The sequence below is a fragment of the uncultured Blautia sp. genome, from assembly GCF_902497045.1.
In the GTDB taxonomy this organism is placed as follows: Bacteria; Bacillota; Clostridia; order Lachnospirales; family Lachnospiraceae; genus Blautia_A.
Window position 1 is genome coordinate 1 of the sequence record NZ_CABVDF010000366.1, and the last position, 1686, is coordinate 1686.

A 1686-nucleotide genomic window follows, 5' to 3' on the forward strand; every position below is an offset into this window, starting at 1 on the left:
TTTAACCTGGCCTGTTTCTCCGTCAGTCTGCCGGTATCGATCAGTTCAATTTTTCCCATAGCCAGAAACCACCTCCTACTGTTCCAAGGAGTCCTGATCCCTGATTTTTTGACTTTTCATGCAAAAAAAATAAAACCTGCTGCCATCCGCAGATCTCTCTGTAAACAGCAACAGGTTTTCCCTGATATACTTTATTCACTTTTTATGGAGTCAATCAGCCTTCTCAAAGAATCCTCAAAACGCTGATCATCCTCCGCAGTCCGCTTCGCCGGTCCTTTCAGATGATGTTTCTTCTTCGCATTCCTTGCTTTCTTTGCCATGTGACGCTCCAACAGCATCTGATCAATATTTTCATTGGTGTACCACTTTCCGCTCTGATGGATTCCATAAGCACCTTTTCCCAGTATCATGGCCGCAACACCATAATCCTGCGTTACCACAAGATCACCTTTCTGGCAGATGCTCACCAACTTAAAATCAACCGCATCCGCTCCAGCTCCCACCGTGATCACCTCACTGTAATCAGACTGTAGCACATGGTTCGTATCACACAGCAGCGTAACCGATATTCCTTTTTCCTTTGCCACCTGCTCCGTAATTTTTACAACCGGACAGGCATCTGCATCAACCAATATTCTCATCATTCGCTCCCCTAGATTCATTTCAAAGCTTCTGCAGATTTATGTATGCTTCATTTAATGATCTGCGGAATAATTCATCCTTCTGCCTAGGCATTAATCCGGGTTCGTCAATATAAATCGTGCAGGCATCTGCTACCGTATCGAGAAAATATTTATGAAATGCTGGATTTTCATAAGTCTTTGCATATTCCGAATAAAACGATTCTGCCATTTCATAATATTCTTCTTTTGTAATTTTCCCATCAAGATATTCCTTGATCTGTTTTAATAAGTTCTCCCTAAATCCATTACCTGTAAAATTATTCTCCATATAGTTCCAACTCTCTACATGCCTCAATACCAGTAATCATACGGATTTTTTCTAACATCCGTGTACTTTTCTCCCGTCCGTGCAATACTCTTCTCAGCCTCTTCCCTCGTCGCAAACAGCCTGTGAGCCTTCACCTGTATTCCGCCACCCGTATCTGTAAAACGGACCATGAACATCCCGCCAGAACGCCTGCGGATCTCCACCTCTCTCACATACCTGTTTGATTCCACAATATATGCAGTATCCCCGACTTTCATTGAATCACACTCCTGCACTCAAAACATCCTTCATCCTCACCAGAACCGGAAGCACCTGCCCCTCGGCAAATCTCCGTTCAAAAGAACCATTGGAAAAATGATCCTCTCTCAGCAGCATTGTCAATAATGCTGTACAAAGTTCATAATCCGCCTTCGGAATACGTTCCAATTCTTCGTCACAGTCGATCGGCTCTGTAATCATATAATCCCCATAATTATTTTTCAGATCCCCCATTGTCTTTAACAGATCTGCATACAGATTCTCTTTTGGATTCTTTATTTCCAATATTTCCTGGATTTTTTGTATTTTCTCTGCCTTTGTCAATATTATACACCATCCTTGCACAATCGAATATATGTTTGTTTTATTCTATCATATTCCATTCAGATATACCACCACAAATTTATCCCATAAAAAACCTGCTACCATTTGCAGATATCTCTACAAACGATAACAGGTTTTCATTATCATCATCTT

4 protein-coding genes are annotated in these 1686 nt (G+C 41.4%); all 4 read right to left on the minus strand.

The window, feature by feature from the left end; genetic code table 11:
- Positions 1 to 191: 191 nt before the first annotated feature.
- The 4 genes from RDS42_RS14730 to RDS42_RS14745 are packed head-to-tail and all read right to left on the minus strand — an operon-like array spanning position 192 to position 1533.
- Positions 192 to 641 carry a YaiI/YqxD family protein gene (locus tag RDS42_RS14730; protein ID WP_118688636.1) on the minus strand — a complete coding sequence of 150 codons (450 nt, stop codon included), beginning with the start codon at positions 639 to 641 and terminating at the stop codon, positions 192 to 194.
- 22 nt (positions 642 to 663) lie between these two features.
- On the minus strand, positions 664 to 951 hold the full coding sequence (locus tag RDS42_RS14735) for a hypothetical protein (protein WP_118688635.1): 288 nt from the start codon (positions 949 to 951) through the stop codon (positions 664 to 666).
- Positions 952 to 974: 23 nt separating this feature from the next.
- The gene (locus RDS42_RS14740) at positions 975 to 1208 is read right to left on the minus strand and encodes a hypothetical protein (RefSeq protein ID WP_118688634.1); all 234 of its coding nucleotides are present in this window, start codon (positions 1206 to 1208) and stop codon (positions 975 to 977) included.
- A 4-nt stretch (positions 1209 to 1212) separates the two neighbouring features.
- Positions 1213 to 1533: a DUF6508 domain-containing protein gene (locus tag RDS42_RS14745; protein ID WP_308784312.1), complete on the minus strand. Its 321-nt coding sequence runs from the start codon at positions 1531 to 1533 to the stop codon at positions 1213 to 1215.
- Between the last annotated feature and the right edge of the window lie 153 nt (positions 1534 to 1686).

Bases quoted from the DNA above. Each gene is read 5' to 3' on its own strand.
- RDS42_RS14740 (WP_118688634.1), bottom strand. From the start codon at position 1,208: ATGAAAGTCGGGGATACTGCATATATTGTGGAATCAAACAGGTATGTG.
- RDS42_RS14730 (WP_118688636.1), bottom strand. From the start codon at position 641: ATGAGAATATTGGTTGATGCAGATGCCTGTCCGGTTGTAAAAATTACG.
- RDS42_RS14735 (WP_118688635.1), bottom strand. From the start codon at position 951: ATGGAGAATAATTTTACAGGTAATGGATTTAGGGAGAACTTATTAAAA.